24 protein-coding genes are annotated in these 21478 nt (G+C 61.2%); 12 read left to right on the forward strand and 12 right to left on the reverse strand.

Annotated features, from left to right (window positions below):
• Nucleotides 1–37 precede the first annotated feature (37 nt).
• The gene (locus tag CAF65_RS02070; RefSeq protein ID WP_085714778.1) at nt 38–1054 is read right to left on the reverse strand and encodes an arginine N-succinyltransferase; all 1017 of its coding nucleotides are present in this window, start codon (nt 1052–1054) and stop codon (nt 38–40) included.
• A 564-nt stretch (nt 1055–1618) separates the two neighbouring features.
• Between CAF65_RS02070 and CAF65_RS02075 the strand changes: the two genes are divergently transcribed.
• Both CAF65_RS02075 and cobF read left to right on the forward strand, forming a co-directional pair.
• Nucleotides 1619–2191, forward strand: coding sequence for a histidine phosphatase family protein (locus CAF65_RS02075; protein ID WP_085714779.1), 573 nt, complete (start codon nt 1619–1621; stop codon nt 2189–2191).
• Nucleotides 2191–2946 carry a precorrin-6A synthase (deacetylating) gene (gene cobF, locus CAF65_RS02080; RefSeq protein WP_085714780.1) on the forward strand — a complete coding sequence of 252 codons (756 nt, stop codon included), beginning with the start codon at nt 2191–2193 and terminating at the stop codon, nt 2944–2946. Before CAF65_RS02075 ends, cobF begins: the two co-directional genes overlap by 1 nt.
• A 7-nt stretch (nt 2947–2953) precedes the next feature.
• Here the strand turns inward: cobF and ftrA are convergent, their stop codons facing one another.
• On the reverse strand, nt 2954–3928 hold the full coding sequence (gene ftrA, locus CAF65_RS02085) for a transcriptional regulator FtrA (RefSeq protein WP_085714781.1): 975 nt from the start codon (nt 3926–3928) through the stop codon (nt 2954–2956).
• A gap of 101 nt (nt 3929–4029) precedes the next feature.
• Here ftrA and CAF65_RS02090 point away from each other — a divergent pair, with 101 nt between their 5' ends.
• Entirely contained in the window at nt 4030–4464 is a 435-nt protein-coding gene (locus CAF65_RS02090; protein WP_085714782.1) for a rhodanese-like domain-containing protein, read from the forward strand.
• 25 nt (nt 4465–4489) lie between these two features.
• On the opposite strand, the gene CAF65_RS02095 is transcribed toward CAF65_RS02090, so the two are convergent.
• On the reverse strand, nt 4490–5131 hold the full coding sequence (locus tag CAF65_RS02095; RefSeq protein WP_085714783.1) for a type 1 glutamine amidotransferase: 642 nt from the start codon (nt 5129–5131) through the stop codon (nt 4490–4492).
• A gap of 331 nt (nt 5132–5462) precedes the next feature.
• Between CAF65_RS02095 and CAF65_RS02100 the strand changes: the two genes are divergently transcribed.
• The 3 genes from CAF65_RS02100 (at nt 5463) to CAF65_RS02110 (ending at nt 8343) form a co-directional block, all read left to right on the forward strand.
• Nucleotides 5463–6242 (forward strand): ABC transporter substrate-binding protein, encoded by a 780-nt coding sequence (locus CAF65_RS02100; protein WP_007996325.1) that lies wholly within the window; start codon nt 5463–5465, stop codon nt 6240–6242.
• A 91-nt stretch (nt 6243–6333) separates the two neighbouring features.
• The gene (locus CAF65_RS02105) at nt 6334–7446 is read left to right on the forward strand and encodes a succinylglutamate desuccinylase/aspartoacylase family protein (RefSeq protein WP_085714784.1); all 1113 of its coding nucleotides are present in this window, start codon (nt 6334–6336) and stop codon (nt 7444–7446) included.
• Nucleotides 7447–7626: 180 nt separating this feature from the next.
• Nucleotides 7627–8343 (forward strand): alpha/beta hydrolase, encoded by a 717-nt coding sequence (locus CAF65_RS02110; protein WP_085714785.1) that lies wholly within the window; start codon nt 7627–7629, stop codon nt 8341–8343.
• Nucleotides 8344–8346: 3 nt separating this feature from the next.
• On the opposite strand, the gene CAF65_RS02115 is transcribed toward CAF65_RS02110, so the two are convergent.
• The 4 genes from CAF65_RS02115 to CAF65_RS02130 form a co-directional block, all read right to left on the reverse strand.
• Nucleotides 8347–8913, reverse strand: coding sequence for a hypothetical protein (locus CAF65_RS02115; protein ID WP_085714786.1), 567 nt, complete (start codon nt 8911–8913; stop codon nt 8347–8349).
• Between the two features lie 98 nt (nt 8914–9011).
• The gene (locus tag CAF65_RS02120; RefSeq protein WP_085714787.1) at nt 9012–9338 is read right to left on the reverse strand and encodes a putative quinol monooxygenase; all 327 of its coding nucleotides are present in this window, start codon (nt 9336–9338) and stop codon (nt 9012–9014) included.
• 31 nt (nt 9339–9369) lie between these two features.
• On the reverse strand, nt 9370–10041 hold the full coding sequence (locus tag CAF65_RS02125) for a glutathione S-transferase family protein (RefSeq protein WP_085714788.1): 672 nt from the start codon (nt 10039–10041) through the stop codon (nt 9370–9372).
• Nucleotides 10042–10138: 97 nt separating this feature from the next.
• On the reverse strand, nt 10139–10945 hold the full coding sequence (locus CAF65_RS02130; RefSeq protein WP_085714789.1) for a hypothetical protein: 807 nt from the start codon (nt 10943–10945) through the stop codon (nt 10139–10141).
• Nucleotides 10946–11113: 168 nt separating this feature from the next.
• On the opposite strand from CAF65_RS02130, the gene CAF65_RS02135 reads away from it, so the two are divergent.
• Both CAF65_RS02135 and CAF65_RS02140 read left to right on the forward strand, forming a co-directional pair.
• Complete coding sequence (locus CAF65_RS02135) at nt 11114–11644, forward strand: chalcone isomerase family protein (RefSeq protein WP_085714790.1); 531 nt, start codon at nt 11114–11116, stop codon at nt 11642–11644.
• Nucleotides 11645–11701: 57 nt separating this feature from the next.
• The gene (locus tag CAF65_RS02140) at nt 11702–13024 is read left to right on the forward strand and encodes an Nramp family divalent metal transporter (protein ID WP_085714791.1); all 1323 of its coding nucleotides are present in this window, start codon (nt 11702–11704) and stop codon (nt 13022–13024) included.
• A 134-nt stretch (nt 13025–13158) separates the two neighbouring features.
• On the opposite strand, the gene CAF65_RS02145 is transcribed toward CAF65_RS02140, so the two are convergent.
• From CAF65_RS02145 to CAF65_RS02155, 3 genes are read right to left on the reverse strand one after another with little or no spacing between them, the layout of a single operon-like run.
• Entirely contained in the window at nt 13159–14340 is a 1182-nt protein-coding gene (locus CAF65_RS02145) for an acetyl-CoA C-acetyltransferase (protein WP_085714792.1), read from the reverse strand.
• Between the two features lie 11 nt (nt 14341–14351).
• On the reverse strand, nt 14352–15017 hold the full coding sequence (locus CAF65_RS02150; RefSeq protein WP_057399619.1) for a CoA transferase subunit B: 666 nt from the start codon (nt 15015–15017) through the stop codon (nt 14352–14354).
• A 36-nt stretch (nt 15018–15053) separates the two neighbouring features.
• Nucleotides 15054–15752 carry a CoA transferase subunit A gene (locus tag CAF65_RS02155; RefSeq protein WP_085714793.1) on the reverse strand — a complete coding sequence of 233 codons (699 nt, stop codon included), beginning with the start codon at nt 15750–15752 and terminating at the stop codon, nt 15054–15056.
• A 174-nt stretch (nt 15753–15926) separates the two neighbouring features.
• Between CAF65_RS02155 and CAF65_RS02160 the strand changes: the two genes are divergently transcribed.
• Entirely contained in the window at nt 15927–16829 is a 903-nt protein-coding gene (locus CAF65_RS02160; RefSeq protein ID WP_085714794.1) for a LysR family transcriptional regulator, read from the forward strand.
• A 57-nt stretch (nt 16830–16886) separates the two neighbouring features.
• On the opposite strand, the gene CAF65_RS02165 is transcribed toward CAF65_RS02160, so the two are convergent.
• A complete protein-coding gene (locus tag CAF65_RS02165; RefSeq protein WP_085714795.1) occupies nt 16887–17375 on the reverse strand; it encodes a GFA family protein in 489 nt (162 codons plus the stop codon).
• Nucleotides 17376–17522: 147 nt separating this feature from the next.
• Between CAF65_RS02165 and CAF65_RS02170 the strand changes: the two genes are divergently transcribed.
• The 3 genes from CAF65_RS02170 to CAF65_RS02180 all read left to right on the forward strand — a co-directional run bounded on the left by CAF65_RS02170 (nt 17523) and on the right by CAF65_RS02180 (nt 20732).
• On the forward strand, nt 17523–18407 hold the full coding sequence (locus tag CAF65_RS02170) for a LysR substrate-binding domain-containing protein (protein ID WP_085714796.1): 885 nt from the start codon (nt 17523–17525) through the stop codon (nt 18405–18407).
• 100 nt (nt 18408–18507) lie between these two features.
• Nucleotides 18508–19632, forward strand: a complete 1125-nt coding sequence (gene aguA, locus CAF65_RS02175; RefSeq protein ID WP_085714797.1) for an agmatine deiminase — start codon at nt 18508–18510, stop codon at nt 19630–19632.
• 2 nt (nt 19633–19634) lie between these two features.
• Nucleotides 19635–20732 carry an extracellular solute-binding protein gene (locus CAF65_RS02180; protein ID WP_085714798.1) on the forward strand — a complete coding sequence of 366 codons (1098 nt, stop codon included), beginning with the start codon at nt 19635–19637 and terminating at the stop codon, nt 20730–20732.
• A 126-nt stretch (nt 20733–20858) separates the two neighbouring features.
• Here the strand turns inward: CAF65_RS02180 and CAF65_RS02185 are convergent, their stop codons facing one another.
• Nucleotides 20859–21476: a DNA-3-methyladenine glycosylase gene (locus CAF65_RS02185; RefSeq protein ID WP_085714799.1), complete on the reverse strand. Its 618-nt coding sequence runs from the start codon at nt 21474–21476 to the stop codon at nt 20859–20861.
• Between the last annotated feature and the right edge of the window lie 2 nt (nt 21477–21478).

A 21478-nucleotide genomic window follows, 5' to 3' on the forward strand; every position in this document is an offset into this window, starting at 1 on the left:
CGCGTGCTCGGGCGTTGGCGTCGACCCTGGCGGGTGTTCACAGGGCGATCAGCCTGATCGGGCTGCCCTCGGTCACCTTCAGTGCGCTGCACATGGCAGCGTCCAGTGTGACGGGTTGCCCGGTGATGTAATCTAGATCGGCGACGATGGCCCGATACTCCTTCAAGGACTCGTTGCTCACCAGAAAGCGGCCACGGGCATCGATCACCGGGCCAGGTTGCGTGACCCCGCACTGGCTGTGGGCGATGGAACGAATGCCCGACGTGCGCGCAAACAGCGTGGGGCCGCCATCGAACAGATCGATGTAGCTGTTGGTTTCGAAGCCTTCACGCTCGAGGATATCGAAGGCCTCCTGGCCATCGGGGTGGATGCTGCCGATGCAGTCCTGTGCCGCCTGGGGCAGCATGGGCACATAAATCGGATAGTGCGGCATCAGCTCGGCGAGAAACGTACGGCTCTGCAGGCCGCAAAGCCGTTCGGCCTCGGTGTAGGGCAAGTCGAAGAAATGCTTGCCCACGGCATCCCAAAATGGCGAGTGACCTTCATCACTGCTGTAACCGACGATCTCGGTGATCACCGTTTCGGAAAAACGCCGGGCATGGGCGGCGATGAACAACAGGCGCGCCCGTGACAGCAGTTCGGAGTGCGCAGTGCGTACCTGCGCGGCATCGATATGGAAGCCCCGCAGCAAGGTGTGGCCACTGAGGTCGTGACACAACGACAAGGCCGGTACGCCGTGCTCGATGTTCAGTTCCCTGGAGGCACTGGTGAAGTGTCGGTTGCGCAGGCTGTAGAACGGCTCGCTGTACCCGGCCGTGGCGAGGATTTCCGAGCAGCCGACCAGGTGTTGCGTCGTCAGGTCTTCGAGGACGAAGAAATAGTTTTCCGGGCCATGATCCTCGATGTCCTTCTCGAACGAGGCACAGGAATCAAGGATTTTTCCGCGTAATCGTTCGCTATCGTCGGGCAGGGATGTGACGCCTACGAGGCTTTCACGAGCCAGCTTCTGCAACTGGGGCAGGTCGGCTAACCCGACTGGACGCAAGACCAGCATGGAGACACTCCTGTATCAAACGATTCGGCGGTTTGAGCCGAACCTGACTATCACTGTCGGTTTTTCCACACATTAAATCGTTGGTCGTCTGAACGTAGTCAGGCGCCACTCTTTTTCTTGTCAGGCGTTTCTTGAGAGGGACTGTTTTAAACGAGGGGCGGGCGGTTCGGCCGAATGTGATGCCTGGCCAGGCGCGTTGATCGAGGGTTCGAGAATGGGCATCCGGGCTCCTGCTGGATGAGTGTGGTTCATGTTTCAACAGTCCGTTGAAAGGAGTATTTAATTATCGCGCACTGCCTGTCTAGTGAATTTTCGCAGGGGCTGGCCGTGCCCGGAAAAAGGGCGAAGTGCCTATGCCATGGGACTACGTCGATCTCGTAAAGTCTTGTAGGTGATTGCCTATGTTGCGGTCAGCCATCACAGAAAGACTGGCAGGAAATGACGGAAGGAATCCGTTTCATGCAGGAAAATTAAACACCCCCAGGGCGTACTCTCTTGCGGCACAATTGCGCAATGGCGCTCACCTGACGCCGTCGTTCTTTTCCATCCCTGGAGTGATAGCCGGTGCAGGCAACCCGTTTAACCCTGATTTGTCACGCTCGAACCGTCGCCCAGAAATTGGCGCGTTTTCCATTGGACGAGCCTCTGGAGATGGATTGGCACGCGTTCAGGCTTTCCCGTTGCAATCAGTTCAAGGGCGCCGCGCGTCTTGTCTGCGGCCCGGAATTGCGCACCCGGCAAACCGCTGAACTGTTCGGCAGTGCGCCGCAGATTGTCGATGCGTTGAAGGACTGCGATTTCGGGCGCTGGGGCGGTGAGCGCATCGGCGACCTGCAAAAAAACGACCCGCAGGCGCTCCAGCATTGGCTGGGGGATCCGGCTTCGGCACCCCACGGTGGCGAGTCGCTGGTGCAACTTGGCGAGCGAGTGGGCGCGTGGTTGACAGCGTTGCAGTCGACGCCAGGGCACATCGTTGCCATTACTCATCCCTTTGTCATCCGCGCCGCGCTGACGCAGGTGTTGCAGGGGGGAGCGTCCAGCCTGATCGACGTTGAACCCCTGTCGGTGCTCGAGTTGAGGTTCCATGGCCGTTGGCGGCTGCGCTTATCGGGCACTGATGCCGAGGACCTGGCTTGATGAAAAAACTTCTGGTCATCGGCATCGGTGCCGGCAATCCCGACTACATCACGATGCAAGCGGTGAAGGCGCTGAATAGGGTCGATGTTTTTTTTCTCATGGACAAGGGCCCGCGCAAGGACAAACTCATCGATCTGCGGCGCGAAATCTGCGAGCGCTATATCAACGGCCATGAATACCGTTTCGTCGAAGCCCGCAGTCCTGAGCGCGAGCGCGGTGATGTGGACTACAAGACCAGTGTCGACGACTTGAACCTGGCCAGGCAGCAGACCTTCGAACGGTTGATCAATGAAGAAGTGTCCGACGGCCAGTGTGGTGGTTTTCTGGTATGGGGCGAGCCGGCGTTGTACGACAGCACCATTCGTATCCTGCAAGCCATCCAGGCTTCAGGTGCCTGCGCGTTTGAATTCGAGGTGATCCCCGGCATTACCAGCGTCCAGGCGTTGGCGGCACAGCACAAGGTGCCGCTCAACCAGATTGGTCGCTCCGTTGAAATCACTACAGGCCGGCGCCTGGCGGCAGGGCAGGTGAGTGATGCCGACAGCCTGGTGGTGATGCTCGATGCTCAGGATGCTTACCATCAGGTGGTGGATCAGGACACCGAGATTTACTGGGGGGCTTATCTGGGGACGGCGGATGAAATCCTGATCAGCGGCAAGCTCAAGGATGTGGCGGATGAAATCGAACGGGTGCGCAAGGCTGCGCGGCTGGCCAATGGCTGGATCATGGATACCTATTTATTGCGCAAGCCTTGAGAACACCTCAAAAAACAGCATTACCCCCACGCCCAAACCGCTCCCGATACACCGACGGCGGCACACCGACCACGGTGCGAAACGCCACCCGGAAGCTTTCCACCGAGCGATAACCACAACGTTCGGCAATCTGTTCGGTGTTCTGGTCGCTGCTTTCCAGCAGTTCGCGGGCGCGGCCCAAACGTTCGTGCTGCAGCCAGGTTTTCGGTGACTGCCCACTGGCTTCGCTGAAGCGGCGCAGGAACGTGCGTTCGCTCATTGCGGCTTCGCTGGCCAGGTCGCGCACCTCCAGTGGTTCGTGCAAGCGCTCACGTGCCCACTGCATGACGCGGGAAAGATCGTTGCGCGGTGTGGGACTGACAGGCGTCGGAATGAATTGCGCCTGGCCGCCGCTGCGTTGCGGCGACATGACCAGGCGCCGGGCCACGGCATTGGCCACCTGCGTGCCGAAATCCCGTGCCACCAGATGCAGGCAGGCATCGATGCCGGCCGCGCTGCCGGCGGAAGTGATCAATTGGCCGGAATCGACATACAGCACGTCCGGGTCCACCAGGATGCCGGGAAACCGTTCGGCCAGTTCCGAGGTATAGCGCCAGTGCGTGGTCGCGCCGCGCCCGTCGAGCAACCCGGTGGCGGCGAGGACGAAAACACCGGAGCAGATCGACAGCAACCGCGCCCCCCGCGCATGGGCCTGGCGCAGGGCGGCGATCAGTTGCGCGGGCACCGCGGCGCTACGGTCGCGCCAGCCGGGAATGATGATGGTGCGGGCATCGGCGAGCAATTCCATGCCGCCATCGGCCAGTACCTGGATGCCGCCCATGGCGCGCATCGGGCCTTGATCGACAGCGACGATACGATGCTCGTACCATGGAAAATCGAATTCAGGTCGTGGCAGGCCGAAGATCTCCACGGCAATGCCGAACTCGAATGTGCAGAGGCCGTCGTAGGCCAGAATCGCGACCATTCCAGGGGTGGGGTGCATTTGGCGGAAAGTTCCCGGTGAGTGTCTTGTGCGCCACTGTAGCCGCAAATGACTGGCGGATAAAGTCTTCTCACACCCACCGCTACTTTGGAGTACAGCCCATGACCAGCCTGGTTCGCGAAATTCCCGCCGCCCCATCGGCCATCGCCCTGATGCACTTCAGCAACCGTCTGACGTTTGAAACCGATTGTTCCGATGTCCACGCCAGCCATCAGGACGGTGAAGTCGATTTCGTTCTGGTGGATGTTCGTGGCCCGCTGGCGTTCGAACGCGGACATGTGCCGGGAGCGATCAACATTCCCGGGCGCTTGCTGAGCGCCGAAGGCTTGGCGGCTTATCCGAAAAACAGCCTGTTCGTGGTCTATTGCGCCGGGCCTCATTGCAACGGTGCCAACAAGGCTGCCGTGAAACTGGCGGCCCTGGGTTATCCGGTCAAGGAGATGATCGGCGGCGTGACCGGATGGCTGGATGAAGGGTTTGAGTTGAGTGTCGAGGTGCCACGGCCGGCGAATGCCGCGATCGGTTGCGAATGCTGATCTTCCAACACCGGACAGTCCTGCATCAGCGACAGGCAGAGACTGTCCACCACTCATCCAGTGTTGCCTGCAACCACGTCAGCACATCGGCGTAGGCAACGCCGTCCTGCGGCCCTCTGGGCAACGGTGACTCATCGCCAAAATGCGCATTGAGCATGGCCACCGACTCGGCGTTCCACTCCGGATGAAACTGCAACCCCAGCCGCGTCGGCCCGGCGCGGTACATCTGCTGTTCACATTGCGCGCTGCTGGCCAGCAGTTGCGCGGCAGGCGGCAGGTCGATGGCATCTTCGTGCCACTCCAGTACCTTCAGTGTTTGCCCATCGATAAAACTCACCGTGGTCCATCCGGTTTCGGTGCGCTCCATCCGCCGTACATTCCCACCCAGACTCAACGCCAGCAACTGAGCCCCCAGGCATATGGCGAACACGGCCCCACCCAGATCCAGACTGCCTCTGAGCCATTGCCGTTCGGCCTCCAGCCACGCCGGACCGGCATTGGATTCATAAGGCCCGCCCAACAGGATCACGGGATCGGCGCTGACGGGCGGCAACTGACCGAGGTCTGCGCGAAACACCTTCAGCGTCAGCCCCCGGGACTCGGCCCAAAAGGCGATGGCACCCGGACCTTCGGCGGGGTGGTGCTGGATCAGGTTCAACGTGGGCATCGCGCTACTCTCGATGGGACGCAAGGGGCCCCAATGTGCCGTAAAACACCGGGCATCGCCAGTCGGTTCATTCCGTTTTATGAGGTCCGAAAAACCTGCAGGTCTGGCCTGAAAACGCGACATGTCTGACAGACGTTGCACCGTCATGGAGCCTTAACCTCAATACCTGCATCCCGGCGCCACTTTTCTGTAAATATTTGTCGCCTCGGCGTAATTTACCCTCCTGTAGCCGCTCTAGACTGCCGGCCACTTCGGTTCCCGCCCACAAAGCGATGACCGAACGCTGCCAATCGAAGCTGCCAATAAAAGCCTCCGCACACAGGAGTTATAAATGAAGAAGCTAGTGATGTTCGGTGCCCTGGCACTGTCGATGTTGTCCCTGACCGCCGTGGCTGAAGACGCCAAGCCGATCCGCATCGGCATCGAAGCCGGCTACCCGCCATTCTCGATGAAAACCCCTGACGGCAAACTCACCGGTTTCGACGTGGACATCGGCGATGCCCTGTGCGAGCAGATGAAAGTGAAGTGCACCTGGGTCGAGCAAGAGTTCGACGGCCTGATCCCTGCACTGAAGGTCAAGAAAATCGACGCCATCCTGTCGTCCATGACCATCACTGACGACCGCAAGAAGAACGTCGATTTCACCATCAAGTACTACCACACCCCGGCGCGCTTCGTGATGAAGGAAGGTTCCAGCATCAAGGACCCGCTGACCGAACTCAAAGGCAAGAAAGTCGGTGTGCTGCGCGCCAGTACCCACGACCGCTTCGCCACGGAAGTGCTGGTGCCTGCCGGCATCGACCTGGTGCGTTACGGCTCGCAACAGGAAGCTAACCTGGACATGGTCTCCGGCCGCATTGACGCGCTGCTTGCAGACTCGGTCAACCTGGACGACGGTTTCCTGAAAACCGACGCCGGTAAAGGTTTTGCCTTCGTCGGCCCCGAGTACAACGATCCGAAATACTTCGGCGGCGGCGCCGGCATTGCCGTGCGCAAGGGTGACAAAGAGCTGGCGGACAAGTTCAACACCGCTATCACCGAAATCCGCGCCAACGGCAAGTACAAGCAAGTGCAGGACAAGTACTTCAAGTTTGACGTTTACGGCGAGTAAGCGAGCGGACTGAGAAAATGGCAACCGCGCCAACGGTTGCCATTTTTTTTGTGCAATCATTTTCAGCCTGGAGACATCAGGAGTTCCCCACATGCAACGCATCGACCACCAGCTTCCCTGGAGCCACCTGGGCACAGAGCGCACCCTCAGCGTGTTTCGTTATGGCATCGGCCCGCGCAAGGTGTACATCCAGGCCAGCCTGCACGCCGACGAACTGCCGGGCATGCGCACGGCCTGGGAGTTGAAGAAACACCTGGCCGAACTTGAACAACAGGGACAGTTGAACGGCGTGATCGAACTGGTGCCGGTGGCCAATCCCATTGGCCTCGATCAGCACCTGCAAGGCAGCCACATGGGGCGTTTCGAGCTGGGTAGCGGTAAGAACTTCAATCGCTCGTTCGTCGAACTCAGTGCACCGGTGGCCGGGTTGATCGGTGATCGCCTCGGCAGCGATGCCCAGGCCAACATCGCGCTGATTCGCCAGACCATGGGCCAGGTCCTCGACGACTTGCCGGCAGCGACATCGCAGCTCGAAGCGATGCACCGCCTGTTGCTGCGCCATGCCTGTGACGCCGACATCACGCTCGACCTGCATTGCGATTTCGATGCGGCGATTCACATCTACGCCTTGCCGCAGCACTGGCCACAATGGCAATCCCTGGCGGCGCGCTTGAAAGCCGGCGTGGCGTTGTTGTGTGAAGACTCCGGCGGCAGCTCGTTCGATGAATCCTGTTCTTCGCCATGGCTGCGTCTGGCCAAGGCGTTCCCGGCAGCGGCCATTCCACCGGCCAACCTGGCGGCCACGCTGGAGCTGGGCAGCATGGGGGACACCCGCGTCGACCAGGCCCAGGCCAATTGCGAGGCGATTCTAGGGTTCCTCGCCGAGCAGGGTTTCATCTCCGGCACCTGGCCGGCGGCGCCGGCCGAATGCTGTGAAGGCATGCCGTTCGAGGGCACCCAATACCTGTTCGCACCGCACCACGGCGTGGTCAGTTTCCTGCGTGAAGCCGGGGAGTGGGTGGAGAAGGGCGATGCGCTGTTCGAGGTGGTCGACCCGTTGAGCGACAAGGTCACCACCGTGCAGGCCGGTACCAGCGGCGTGCTGTTTGCCATCGACCGTGGACGCTACACCCAGCCCGGCACCTGGCAGGCGAAAGTCGCCGGGCGTGAGCCTATTCGGGCGGGGAAGTTGATCAACGACTGACCGGGGATTTCATTGACTGCGCCGACCTCTTCGCGGGCAAGCCCGCTCCCACAGGGTTTAGGTAATCCTTGTGGGAGCGAGCCTGCTCGCGAAGATGGCATCAGCCACGCCTGAGATGTTCCTGCCTACTGACCAGTGTTAGGCTCTTGCGCGAATCCTGCATTCCGTGAAGGAAGACCCATGTTGAAGATTCTCGCGCTGCTCACGCTGTTGGCATCCACTGTCGTTCATGCCCAAACCCCGCTGCAAACCGACTTGCCGCTCAAGTACCTGGAGCAGGCCAGCGCCGATTCGAACCATCAGCCCCTGGTGATTTTCCTCCACGGTTACGGCAGTAACGAGCAGGACCTGTTCGGCATCAAGGACGACTTGCCCGCGCCCTACACCTACCTGTCGGTACGGGCACCTTTGGTGATGGAGGCGGGCAGCTATCAGTGGTTTCGCAAGAAGGGTGAAGGGGCCTACAACGGCGAGACCGATGATCTGAAGTCCAGCGGCCAGGTGCTGCTGGATTTCGTCGCGCAGGCCACGAAGAAATATCACACCGAACCCGAGAAGGTATTCCTGGTCGGCTTCAGCCAAGGCGCGATCATGTCCTACGAAGTGGGCCTGCGGCATCCCGAGGCGCTAGGCGGCATCGCTGCGTTGAGCGGGCGGGTTCTGCCGGTGCTCAAGGCCGAGCTCACACCGGATGAAAAACGCCAGTCGCTGGCAATTTTCATCGGTCATGGCGAGCAGGACAAACGCCTTCCCTACAGCGACGGCACCGAAGCCAACAGCCTGTTGCAGAGCGTGTCACTCGAACCCGAGTTTCACGGCTACCCCGGTGTCGGTCACAGCATCAGCGCCGAGGAGATACAAGACTTGAGCGCCTGGTTGCAGCGCCTCAATCCCTGAGATTCATTTTCCGCTGACGATCTGTTTGACCAGGGTTTCGTGTGCCGCCATATCGCCTGGGCGGGAAATCACCTGGATCACCGCCATGCGAGTGCCGGATGCGGCCATCAGCGTGGTGGTGAGGGTCATGCCACCGCCCTGCGTGGCAGTGCCGTCGATCTGGCGCAGGCCCAGTCCGGTTGTCCGGGTCAGGGCTTTCTCGCTGAGCTTGTTGTAGTCGGGCAGGGATTTGTGTTGTGCCGCATCGAAATCGGCCACGGTGCCGTCGAGGAAACCGCCGTCGTTGTCCTTGACGCTGATACCGTTGGGTAGGGTGTTTTCAGCGGCGATCACCACGGTCTTGGTGGTTTCATTGCTGTACAGGGTGCCGCTGGCACCGTCCGGGCTGGCCGGCAGCGGGTTGGCGATGAAGCCCTTGGGCAGGTTGAAGGTGAACTTGCTGCCGAGCATCGAGACCTTGTGGGCTGGCGCATCGCTGGCAGTGGCCTTGGCGGCCTGTGCATTCAAAGCCACAAGACCGGTAGCGGCGGCCAGCAGCAGGACAAGGGCTTTTTTACTCAACAATGACATCGGAAACTCCAGGGATGGGCGCGCAGTGGGGCGCGATCATCCCATGGAGGTTGTGCTGCGTTCCAGTGTGCTCTACCGAGCGGTCACTTGATGTGAAGTCAGACTTCCCGCCGCGACGGGTAACGCTGGATCACGTCGAGAAACTCGATCCGTCGATCGCTGGCCAACAGTTCCGGCAGCAACTTCTCGTATTCCTGGCGGTACGGCTTGCTCAGGTGACGGGCGATGAAGTCTTGCTTGCTGCAATTCCAGGTTTCGTACAGCACCAGGGTATTGGGTTCGTCCTGCAACTGGTGTACCCAGGTGTTGACGAAGTCCGGCTCGGCCGACATCTGGTGCACCACGTCCAGCAGGCGTGCCTTGGTTTCGGCAAAACGTTCCGGTTTGGCGGGCAGGTAAACGATAAACGCGACTTGATCACTCATTTCATCACCCTCGAAGGCTGGAGCCGGCAGGTTACGCCTGGTTTTGCGGGAACAGGTTGCGACGGGTTTCTTCGTCGAATTCGGCCTTGAGCACCAGTTTCTCTTTCAGGCCGTGGGCGCGTTGGGCGGCCGGACGGGCGCTGATTTCATCGTACAGGCGCTTGACGTTCGGGTACGCCGCCAGACCATTCTCGCCGAGGATGTAGGGTGCGTAGTTGGCCCAGCCCCACAGCGCGATGTCGGCGATGCTGTAGGTGTCGCCCGCCAGGTACTGATGCTGGGCCAGGCGCTCGTCGAGGATGCGGTAGTGACGTTCGACTTCCTTGAAATAGCGGTTTTTCGCGTAGGGCAGATCTTCCGGTGCGTGGTGCAGGAAGTGCACTGCCTGGCCGGAGAACGGCGACAGGCCGGTGCCGATGAACATCAACCACGACAGCATCTCGGCCTGGCCGGCAGCGGACGTCGGCAGGTAGCGTTGATGTTTCTGCGCCAGGTGCAGCAGGATCGCCTGGGAGTCGAACACGGTGGCATCGCCATCGACCAGCGCGGGTACCTTGGCGTTCGGGTTGATCGCCAAAAAGGCTGGCTGGTGTTGCTCGCCCTTGAAGGTGTCGACGCCGATCAATTCGTAAGGCGTTTGCAGCTCTTCGAGCAGCAGGGCAACTTTCATCGGGTTCGGCGAAGGGTGGAAAAAGAATTTCATGGTGTAGGCCTCAGTCGGGTAGGGGGTGGAACTGAGGCTGATGTTGAAGCAAACCCGTTCGAATGACGTACGAGGTTGTTGCTCTACTCGTGCGAAATCATCGAATGGGTTTCGTTGCTTTGGCGGTTCCTTCAGCGTCGGACACCGGATTGGCCAGTCGCGCCAGCAGGCGTCTGGTCACGCCCAGCATGGCCACCGATACCGCGACGCCCAATACAAAAGCGTTCATCCCCATCGTCGGCAGTGCCAGCGCCAACACCAGGCAGAAGGCGGCGAACGAGTACATGCCGGTGGCGGTGGCGCGCAGCAAAGCGGCGGTAAAGGCCGGGCCACGGGTTTGCTGGGAGAACACCGCCATCACGCTGCCCAATACCGGGAATACCGCCAGCAGGCCGCTCCAGCGGTCACCGACGGTGCTGGCCAGCAGTGTCACGACCAGGGTGAGCAATGCACCGGCCACCATGCGCAACAGGAGCTTGTCGGATTTCGGTGCCGGGCTACTGAGCACCGGTTGCACGGCGGGGAACAGGTACGGTGCGGCGAGCAGCGCGCTGGCGGCGGCGCACACCGAAAACACCAAGGAGGCCGGGATCAGCGACAGCACAATTGCCGTCACCGCCCAGACCGACAGCGAGATCACCAACGCCAGCGGCCATCCGGCCCGTTGTGCGACCTGGGCGTAGGACACGCAAAACGCAATCATCGCGAACATGGCCGACAGTGCAGCGGTGGCCGATTGCGCAGCGAACGCCTGGCCTTGTTCAAGGGCGAGGAACAGCAGAATCGGCCCGACTACCACCGGCAACCCCGACAACCAGCCGGCCACGCTCGGCCCCCAGCGTTTGCCCGCCAGGGAAATCAGCAGCAGGAAGCCTGGAATCACCAGCAGTTTGAGGATCAACACGCGCACGTCTCCGACCTGTTTGAGGTGGCAACGGTAACATTGCGTCGGGTAGATTGCTGTATTTGTATGTAGATTTTGTATACAAAAAATAAGGCCCCTGGAAAATTTCCGAATGGGTCTTTTGCGCATACGTCTTGTCTGGGCATCCCGCTATGAGGCCAACCCGTCATGAACCGTCAACGATCGCCGCTTCGCCATGGCCTGTGGCTACTTGTTTTGCTGAGCTGTCAGGCCCTGGCCAATTGGCAGGATTCGCTGCCCGGTGCGCAAATCCTCGGCAGTGGCGAGTTTCGCAAGTATGGCTTCGATGTCTACAGAGCGCGGCTCTGGAGTACGTCGCGGCCCTTGGTGAACGATCAGCCGTTCGCCCTTGAACTGATCTACCAGCGCAGCATTTCCCGTGATGACCTGGTGAACGCCAGTGTCAGGGAAATCAAGCGGCTCTCCGGTACCGCGATCAGTGATGAGCAACTGGCGTCCTGGCAGGCGCAGATGCAACAGTCGTTCGTCGATGTGCAGGCAGGCACGCGACTGACCGGTGTCTATCTGCCAGGGCAGGGCGCGCGGTTCTTCCTCGGCCAGCAGTTGTTGCGTGAAGTGAAGGACCTGCAATTCGCCCAGGCATTTTTTGCCATCTGGCTCGATCCGCGTACCAGCAACCCCGAGTTACGCCAACAGTTGCTGGGCGCGGCCCCCTGAACTTTGCGATGATCGCGTTCTGTTTGTGAGTCTTCCCACCTGTTGACGGATCATCACGTGAATTTCAGTTTTTTGCCCAAGATTGCGACTGCGCCGTTTTGCCCGCCGGAAGTGGCCGGCAGCGTTGCCGTCGACCCTCGCGCGTCGTTCTTCCAGCGAGCCTTGCGTTTTGCCGGGCCAGGGTTGTTGGTGTCCATCGGTTACATGGATCCGGGCAACTGGGCCACCGCCATCGAGGCCGGCTCGCGGTTCGGCTACAGCCTGTTGTTCCTGGTGTTGCTGGCGAGCCTGGCGGGGATGCTGGTGCAGTGTTTGTGTTCGCGCCTGGGCATTGCCACCGGACGGGACCTGGCGCAGTTGTCCCGGGAGCGCTACAGCACGCGCACCGCTCGCACCCAATGGTTTCTGGCGGAAATTTCCATCATCGCCACCGATCTGGCTGAGGTGCTTGGCTGCGCGCTGGCGTTCCACTTGTTGCTCGGTTGCTCGCTGAGCCTGGGCATCGCCCTGACGGCGTTCGATACTTTGCTGGTGCTGGCTTTGCAGAACCGTGGATTCCGCCGGCTCGAAGCAATCATGCTGGTACTGGTGGGGACCATTGGCGTGTGCTTCTTTATCGAATTGCTGCTGATCAAACCCCACTGGCCCGAAGTCGCCCGCGGCTTCACGCCGTCGCTGTCGGCCATTGCCGATGCTGCGCCGCTGTACCTGGCCATCGGCATCCTCGGGGCCACGGTCATGCCGCATAACCTGTATCTGCACACGTCCATCGTGCAAACCCGGTCGGTCGGCAAGGACCTGGCCAGCAAGCAGGATGCGGTCAAGCTGGCGCGTATCGACACCATTGGCTCCCTGGCGCTGGCGCTGCTGGTCAACGCGGCGATTCTGATTCTGGCGGCGGCCGCCTTTCACGGAACCGGGCATACCCATGTCGTGGACATTCAGGATGCCTACCACTTGCTCGACCCACTGGTAGGCGGGGCGTTGGCCAGCGTGTTGTTTGGCGTGGCGTTGCTGGCCTCGGGGCAGAGTTCGACGTTCACCGGCACTATCGCCGGCCAGGTGATCATGGAAGGGTTCCTGAACCTGCGGATTCCCTGCTGGCAACGACGCCTGATCACCCGCGGGTTGGCGCTGATCCCGGCGTTCATTGGCGTATGGCTGATGGGCGATGATGCCATCGGCAAGTTGCTGGTGTTGAGTCAGGTGGTGCTGAGCCTGCAATTGCCGTTCGCGTTGTACCCGTTGATCCGCATGACCAACGATCACGTACTCATGGGGCCGCTGGTGAACCGACTGCCGACGCGGGTGTTGGCGTGGGGGTTGTTTGTGGTGATCAGTGGGGCGAATAGCTGGTTGATTCTGCAGTTTCTGGGGTGACGGGTCGGGCCACTTCGCGGCCTGCCTGAAAAGAACGCATGCAAAAAAGAACCCGGTGCGATTTGCATCGCACCGGGTGTTTTTCCAGACGGTCAACGGATCTTCGTGGGTCCCCGCGCCGTCTGTTGAACGCTTTAAGCCCGCTCGAGCGCCAGCGCCACGCCCTGACCACCACCGATACACAAGGTGGCGAGGCCTTTTTTGGCGTCGCGCTTGATCATTTCATGCAGCAGCGTCACCAGCACGCGGCAACCCGAGGCACCGATCGGGTGGCCCAGGGCGATGGCGCCGCCGTTGACGTTGACCTTGTTCAAGTCCCACTCCAGGTCCTTGGCCACGGCCAGGGATTGCGCGGCGAAGGCTTCGTTGGCTTCAATCAGGTCCAGTTGGTCGATGTTCCAGCCGGCCTTGGTCAGGCAGCGGCGAGTGGCCGATACCGGGCCGATGCCCATGATCGCCGGGTCGACACCTGCGTTGGCGTAGGCGGCGATTTTTGCCAGGACTGGCAGTCCCAGGGCCTTGGCTTTGTCGGCACTCATCAGGATCACGGCGGCAGCACCGTCGTTCAGCGACGAAGCGTTGCCGGCGGTCACCGAGCCGTCCTTCTTGAAGGCAGGCTTGAGTTTGCCCAAGGAGTCGGCGGTCGTGCCGGCCCGTGGCTGCTCGTCGGTGGCGAAGGACAGCGGATCGCCCTTGCGCTGCGGGATCAGGATCGGTGTGATTTCGTCAACGAAGCGCCCGGCTTCGATGGCGGCCACGGCTTTTTGCTGCGAGGCGGCGGCGAACGCGTCCTGCTGCTCGCGGCTCAGGCTGTATTTCTCGGCCAGGTTCTCGGCGGTGATGCCCATGTGGTAATCGTTGAACGCATCCCACAGGCCATCGCTGATCATGGTGTCGACTATTTGTGCGTGGCCCATGCGCAGGCCGGTACGGGCACCTGGCATGACGTAGTTGGCCAGGCTCATGTTTTCCTGGCCACCGGCGATGATCACCTCGGCATCGCCGCAGCGGATCGCCTGGGCGCCCAGGTGCAGGGCCTTGAGGCCGGAGCCGCAGACCTTGTTCAGGGTCATGGCCGGTACGGCGAACGGCAGGCCGGCCTTGATGGCTGCCTGGCGCGCAGGGTTCTGCCCGGCGCCGGCGGTCAGCACCTGACCCATGATCACTTCATCGACTTGCGCTGGGTCCAGGCCGGTCTGTGCCAGCAGCTGGCGGATCACCGCGGCGCCCAGGTCGACGGCGGAAACATTGGCCAGGGAACCCTGGAAGCTGCCAATCGCGGTGCGCGTGGCGGCAACAATGACGACTTCTTGCATGGAATGATTCCTCACTGGGCAGCGAACTGCATTTCCGGTACGTGGTCCGGCACAATCAGTTTACCGGCAGTCTTGGCGACGATCTCTTCGACGCTGACACCCGGCGCACGTTCTTTCAAGATGAACGCGCCGTTTTCGATTTCCAGGTAGGCCAGGTCAGTCAGTACGCGCTTGATGCACCCGGCGCCGGTCAGCGGCAGGCTGCATTGGGACAGCAGCTTGGACTCACCGTCCTTCGACGCGTGGGTCATGATGACGATGATGTTGTCTGCGCCGGCGACCAGGTCCATCGCGCCGCCCATGCCCTTGACCAGTTTGCCGGGGATCATCCACGAAGCGATGTTGCCTTGCACGTCCACTTCAAAGGCGCCCAGCACGGTCAGGTCGACATGACCACCGCGGATCATCGCGAAGGATTCGGCCGAGGAAAAGATCGAAGCGCCGATGCGTGCGGTCACGGTTTGCTTGCCGGCGTTGATCATGTCGGCATCGATGGTTTCTTCAGTAGGAAAGGGACCCATGCCCAGCAGGCCGTTTTCCGACTGCAGCATGACTTCCATGCCTTCGGGGATGTAGTTGGCGACCAGGGTCGGAATGCCGATGCCCAGGTTCACGTAGAAGCCGTCCTGCATTTCGCGGGCGACGCGTTGAGCCATTTGTTCGCGGGAAAGTGCCATTGTCGTTATTCCTTCATTCGGTCCGGGGGCAGGGGATCACTTACGCACTGTGCGCTGTTCGATGCGCTTCTCGAACGTGCCGCAGATGATCCGGTCGACGTAGATGCCAGGGGTGTGGATCTGCGCCGGGTCCAGCTCGCCGGGTTCGACGATTTCTTCGACTTCGACCACGGTGATCTTGCCGGCGGTGGCGGCCAGCGGGTTGAAGTTCTGTGCGGTATGGCGATAGATCACGTTACCGAAATGGTCGGCTTTCCAGCCTTTGACGATGGCGAAGTCGCCGGTGATGGACTCTTCCATCAGGTACTTGCGGCCATGGAATTCGCGGACTTCCTTGCCCTCGGCGACCGGAGTGCCGACGCCGGTGGCGGTGAAGAAGGCCGGGATGCCGGCGCCGCCAGCACGCATTTTTTCCGCGAGTGTGCCTTGGGGGGTCAGGGTGACTTCGATTTCGCCCTTGAGCAGTTGCTCTTCGAACAGTTTGTTTTCACCAACGTAGGAGGCCACAACCTTGCTGATCTGCCGGTCTACCAGCAGTACGCCGAGACCGAAACCGTCGACGCCGCAGTTGTTGGAAACCACGGTGAGGTCACGGGTACCCTTGCGCTTGATCTCGGCGATGAGGTTTTCCGGGATGCCGCACAGGCCGAAGCCGCCAGCGATCACGGTCATGCCGTCTTCAAGACCTGCCAGAGCTTCCTCATAGGAACTCACGCGCTTGTCGAAACCTGCCATATGCACCTCTTTTATTCTTTGTGGGCGGCTGGCTAGCCGAATGGAGTTGAGTGTCGCGCTGGTTAATTCATTTGTTAAGTTGATTTTTAAAGTTGATTGATAGATAAAACTCAATAAACCGCTGCTCTAAACTAGCAGCTTGAAGCTAGGAGCTTACAACTTGAGCGAAGCGAGATGACCATCAAGCAGATCCGCGCCTTCCTGGCCGTGGCCCAGAGCCTGAGTTTCGCTGTGGCCTGCGAGCGCCTGCACCTGTCGCAGTCGGCCCTGAGCCTGACCATCAAGGCGCTGGAGGAGGGCCTGGGCGGGCGGCTGTTCACCCGCAACACACGTAACGTCGCGCTGACCGCCGAAGGCGAATCCCTGGTGCCATTGGCGCGCCGCCTGATCGCCGACTGGGACAATGCCGAGGACGAGATGCGCCAGCGCTTCACCCTGCAACGCGGCCGCGTGACCCTGGCGGCCATGCCATCGTTCGCCGGCAACCTGCTGCCGCCGATCCTCAAGACATTCCGCGCCCGCTATCCGAACGTCAACGTGACGGTCAACGATGTGATCAACGAGCAAGTGCTGGAAATGGTCCGGGATCGGCAGGTGGAACTGGGGGTGGCGTTCGAGCCGACCCAGAGTTCGTCGCTGCAATTCACGCCGTTGTACATCGACCGGTTCGTTGCGGTGGTATCCCTGGATTCGGCGCTGGCCGGGCTGGATGACATCGATTGGCAAACCCTGCTCAAGGAGCCGTTCATCACCTTGCAGCGACCTTCGACCGTGCGGGTAATGCTTGAAGAGCACTTGCAGGCCCGCGGCATGAAGCTGCCGGTGGAGTTTGAAAGCCATCAACTGGCGACGGTCGGGCGAATGGTCGCCAGTGGCCTGGGCGTGAGCGCGGTGCCGGCCTTGTGCGCCGGGCAGATGCGTGAGCTGGGCGCGCGTTGCATCACGTTGCGTGACCCGGTAGTGGAGCGGGCACTTGGGGTGCTGACGTTATCGGGGGGAGAGTTGTCGGCGGCGGCGCAGGCGTTGTTTGATGTGCTGAAGGAAGAACATCTGGGGCGGCGATTTGCTGCGATATGAACCACAGAGTCCTTGTGCGAGCGGGCTTGCTCGCGAAGAGGCCATCAGCAACAAAATCTAACGGCTCAAACCCAGGCGTTCATGCCATTGCGCGATGGACTCTTCGGGGTAAAGATCGAACTGTTGATCCCCGGGCTGCGTCCGAACCTCCACCCACGGCGCTTTTGAACCGAGCATCAGGTGCGTGTGCTCCGGCGGTACCGGCAGTGGCGTGTCGATGGCCGAGGCGAAGGGGTGAATCAACTCAGGCCATTCGGGGCTGAACAGCCATAAACCCGAGCCGCACACCGAGCAGAAATGCCGCTCGGCGGTGCTGCTGTGGGCGCGTTTGGCGCCTTGTTCCTTGAGTCGTGCGTGGTAGATCGCGATGTGCTTGCGCCCGCGAACCTTGAGGCTGGCGGCATCGCCGCCGAGGTTGATCGCATAGCCGCCACCGCCCTGGGTCTTGCGACAGATCGAGCAGTAGCAACGCTGGTAAGGGTAGGGGTGGGCGCTGGTCAAACTGAACGACACCGCGCCGCAATGGCAGGAGCCTTCGAGGTGCATGGTGGTCTCCGGTGGCTTAGGGGATCCGGTATTAGCCTAGAAGACAAGAGTCGACAGTGCCTGCGATGAACGATGACCCGGTGCCACACTGGACGCACACTAATGGCCGGGTCAGCATGGGCGCCTCGAAACCGGGATCTAAAATCCATGCGACGATTACCTTCCCTGGCAGCCCTCAGAACTTTCGAATGCGCCGCCCGTCACGCCCATTTCGGCCGGGCGGCGGCCGAGTTGTGTGTCACCGACAGCGCGGTCAGCCACCAGATTCGCCAACTCGAAGAGCAACTCGGTGTGGCGCTGTTCGTCCGCGAAGGTCGGCAGATTCGCCCGACCCTGGCGGCCGGTCGCCTGATGCAAAGCCTGCAGCAGGCCTTCGAACTGATTGGCGATGCCTGCGATGAACTGCGCGATCCTTCATCCCTGGCGGTATTACGCCTGGCGGTCACCGCCGAGCTGGCGCAAAAGTGGCTGATGAGTCGTCTCACGGATTTCTACGCGCGCTATCCGCACATCACCCTGCATCTGTACGAACAACCGATCGACGCCACGGCGCCCGGGGAGGACATCGACCTGGCGATCACCTACGGCACCGGGCCGGTGGACAGCACCGCGTATTTCGTCAGGCCGCTGCCGGCGTTGCAGTTCTTCCCGGTGTGCAGCCCCGGCCTGTTCAACCAGGGCTCGCTAAAAAACCCGAAGGACCTGGCTCGCCATTGCCTGCTGCACGACGATCAGGACGGCAAGACCTGGACCGCGTGGCTCACTAGCCATGCCGGCGACCAGCGCCCGGACCGCCAGTTGTATTTCGCCCATGCCGGGCTGGCGCTCGAAGCCGCTGCTCAAGGGCAGGGTGTGGCCATGGGCGACAACCTGACGGCCCAGGAAGACTTGCTCAGCGGTCGGCTGGTGCGGCCGTTTACGTCGAGCATGACCGCCCTGGGCCAATATGCGCTGGTGTGCGAGCGGGTGCGGCTGGAGCGTCCGGCGGTGGCGCAGATGCTGGAGTGGTTCAATGATCAGTTGCTCGACTGATGAGTTGAATTCAAGTATTCCGAAATAATCATCGTTGGCGAGTCAGTCGCCAACGCCCTTAGCCTGTGGTCATTCCAATCCCTGCTGAAGAGGTTTGACCATGGCACGTTTGCTCGACACCACTCCCAAACAGGACGGTTTCCGTCTGCCCGGTGAATTCGAAGCCAAGTCCGGTTGCTGGCTCGGCTGGCCGGAGCGCACCGATGTCTGGCGCAACGGTGCCAAGCCGGCGCAGAAAGTCTGGGTGCAGATCGTCACCGCCATTTCCATGAGCGAACCGGTCACTGTGTGCGCCTCGGCGGCGCAGTTCGCCACCGCGCGCCGTCAGTTGCCACCGCAGGTGCGTGTGGTGGAAATGACCTGCAACGACACCTGGTTCCGCGACAGCGGCCCGTGCTTTGTGGTCAATGATCAGAGCGGCGAAGTGCGCGGCGTCGATTTCGAATTCAACGCCTACGGCGGCCTCGACGGCGGCCTGTACTACCCGTGGGACAAGGACGACCAGATCGCCAGCAAAATCCTCGAAATCGAACGCTTCGACCGCTATCGCGCGCCGCTGATTGCCGAACTGGGAGGCATCCAGAGCGACGGCCAGGGCAGCATCCTGACCACCGAACAATGTCTGCTCAACCGCAACCGCAATCAGCATCTGGGCAAGGACGAAGTCACCCGTCGCCTGACCGATTACCTCGGCGCCGAGCAGGTCATCTGGCTGCCGCGGGGCTGCAAGTTCGACGAAACCGATGGCCATGTCGACGACCTCGCGTGCTTCGTGCGCCCTGGTGAAGTGGTGTTGCAATGGACCGACAACCGCGATGACCCGCAGTGGGAAATCTATCAGGAGGCCTACGACATTCTGCGCAGCACCCGCGACAGTCGTGGCCGTGAGTTGATCGTGCACAAGCTGCCGCAGCCGGATGTGCTGGAGTGGACGGCCGAAGAAGCCGAAGGGCTGGACCGGCAGGACAGTACCCATACCCGTCAGGCCGGGACGAAAATCTGCGCGTCGTACATCAACTACTACGCCGGCAACCGTTCCATCGTGGTGCCGCTGTTTGGTGATCGCAACGACAAAGTGGCGCTGGCAACCCTGGCCGAACTGTTCCCGCAACACAGCATCGTCGGTATTGAAAACTCCCGGGAAATCCTCCTCGGTGGCGGCAACGTCGCGTGCATCACCATGCCGCAGTACGCCGCCACGAGCTCAAGCAAAAAGGGAGCGTGATCGTGGGCCTGCACAAACTGACTCAAGCAATACTGCTGGTGCTTGCACCCCTGTGTGTGCAGGCCGCCGACACCGCCAGACCGGTGGTCAACCTGTACATCTGGGGCGAGTACCTGGCCCCGGACACCTTGAAGAATTTCGAGGAAAAAACCGGCATCCATGTGGTGGCCGACCACTTCGATTCCCTGGAAACCGTCGAGACCAGGCTGCTCACCGGCCGCAGTGGCTACGACCTGGTGCTGACGGCCGGGCAGCATCTGTCCCGGGCTATCGAGAGCGGCGCGGTGCAGACGGTCGACAAGCAGCAACTGCCACATTTCGCCGGCGTCGGCGAGGAGTTCCGCCAGCACATGGCGGTGTTCGATCCGGGCAACCGTTATGCCGGGATCTACGCCTGGGGCACCACGGGCGTGGGTTATCAGGAAGAGGCCGTGAAACAGCGCCTGCCCGACGCGCCGACAGCCAGTTGGGCGATGCTGTTCGATCCAGCCGTGGTCTCGAAATTCGCCGATTGCGGGGTCAGCCTGCTCAACGATCCCAACGAAGTGTTCGCGGCGGTCATGAAATACATGGGGCTGGACATCAACCGTCAGAACCTCGACGACCTGAAACTGGCCGAGCAGCAACTGGCGAAGATTCGGCCTTACATTCGTTACTTCGACAACGACCTGAACATCAGCGACCTGGCCAACGGCAACACCTGCGTGGCGATGTCGTGGAACGGCAACGTGGGCATCGCGGCGGGCCAGGCCCAGGCAGCGGGCAAACCCTATTCGCTGACGTATCGCATACCGAAGGAGGGCACCTTGATCTGGTTCGATGCCATGGTCATTCCCAAGGATGCGCCGCATCCAAAGGCCGGTCTTGCGCTGATGGACTACCTGATGACCCCGGAAGTGATCGCACCGATCACCGACACCATCCACTACGCCAATGCGATCACGGCGGCGGACGGCTTGATCGACCCGGCGATTCGCAATGATCCGGGGACATATCCGCCGGCCGCGGTCAGGGCTTCGCTGTACAGCAAGAATGACAATGGCAAGGCGTTCAACCGGGCGTTGGTCCGGGCGTTCAGCCGGTTGAAATCGGGGTTGTGACAGGTCGTTGATGTTGTGTTGACTGGAATGACTTCTTCGCGAGCAGGCTCGCTCCCACAAGGGACCTCATAAACACTGAGATCCAATGTGGGAGCGAGCCCTGCTCGCGAAGAACGATAACGCTGTCTACCGCCCGGGCACCCGCCACAAATACCAGGAGGCCACCGTCCGGTAAGGGCTCCACCCCAACCCGATCTCGGTCATCTGCCTGCGCGTCGGCTGCACCTCCAGGCCCTTGAGTCGCCTATAGCCCTCACGTACGCCAAAGTCATCGGCCGGCAGGATGTCCGGCCGATCCAGGCTGTAGATCAGCAACATCTCGACGGTCCAGCGGCCCACACCGCGTAGCGTGATCAGGCGTTCGATCAGCGCTTCATCGTCCATGGCCAGCGCCGTGGCGTAATCCGGCACCACGCCGTCCAGCGACGCCTGGGCGATGCCTTGAATGGTCGCGATCTTGCTCGCGGAAAACCCGCAACTGCGCAATCTGTCGAAATCGGTCGCGACGATCTGTTCAGGCCTGGGGAACGAGCCCGAACCGAACAGCGCCAGCAGCCGGCCGACAATCGCATCGCCGGCCTTGGCATGCAGTTGCTGATAGGCAATCGCCCGCACCAGCGACTCATACGGATCACGCGCCGGATGCGGCTGGTGCAGGCACGGGCCGATGGCGTCGATGTGGCGGCGCCAGTCGTCATCGATGGCGGCCAGGAACACACAGGCCGCCTGATAGCCGTCGGACATGG

The organism is Pseudomonas sp. B28(2017), from assembly GCF_002113025.1.
GTDB lineage: Bacteria > Pseudomonadota > Gammaproteobacteria > Pseudomonadales > Pseudomonadaceae > Aquipseudomonas.